Source organism: Bartonella tribocorum (genome assembly GCF_002778015.1).
GTDB lineage: Bacteria > Pseudomonadota > Alphaproteobacteria > Rhizobiales > Rhizobiaceae > Bartonella > Bartonella tribocorum_B.
Genome location: NZ_NJPP01000084.1, coordinates 1 through 848 on the forward strand (window position 1 = coordinate 1; position 848 = coordinate 848).

1 protein-coding gene and 1 pseudogene are annotated in these 848 nt (G+C 34.4%); one reads left to right on the forward strand and one right to left on the reverse strand.

Annotated elements, in window-relative coordinates:
• Positions 1-258: pseudogene (locus CEV08_RS09735) on the forward strand (DUF6421 family protein); the annotation flags it as partial.
• Between the two features lie 23 nt (positions 259-281).
• Here the strand turns inward: CEV08_RS09735 and CEV08_RS09285 are convergent.
• On the reverse strand, positions 282-848 hold a 567-nt coding region (locus CEV08_RS09285; RefSeq protein ID WP_245407091.1), incomplete at its 5' end, for a DUF6421 family protein.

Here is an 848-nt window from a genome sequence, read left to right on the forward strand (position 1 = left end):
TTGTATAGCCGTAACTTATCTAAAGAAGACATTTATGATATTCGCTGTTTGTGGGGCTATTATCATGACTATGCACATCATACCGGACCGCGGCCATTGGATAAAAATCTATATATAAAATTAAATTGGTTTACAGGTCTTCTAGAAGAAATTAAAGTTGATTTAATTACAGTGCGTATGATGCTACAAAATCATCCAAAATTTTGGAAAGAAATAATTGAGTTTGTCCTCTTAGAACGCATGTTCCGTAGTAAATAAGAATAACCGTCCTTTTAAGAAACTCAATGATTTAATCCCCCAATAACGCGCTGTGCATAAGATGAAGTTGAAAAATTAAATCTTGACTGTGAAGTTTGCGGCTTTCCAAGATTATTTTGGATATAATCCTTAGCCCCTGCCAAATAAGCATCATCATCTAATGTTTCAAGTGCTTCTATATCTGCTATCATCAATACTATTACTGCTTCAAGACGCTCCAAATCAAATTGAAGATACCCTCGATCCGTTTCAATCAATGCTTTGTTACGCATCAATATTTCAAAAAGCAAGATCCCTGTACCAGCATCGAATGTCATATGCTGATCAGAACCTTTTGGATAACGGAACATGCGTTCTAAGAGGACAAACTCAATTATTTCTTTCCAAAATTTTGGATGATTTTGTAGCATCATACGCACTGTAATTAAATCAACTTTAATTTCTTCTAGAAGACCTGTAAACCAATTTAATTTTATATATAGATTTTTATCCAATGGCCGCGGTCCGGTATGATGTGCATAGTCATGATAATAGCCCCACAAACAGCGAATATCATAAATGTCTTCTTTAGATAAGTTACGGCTATACAA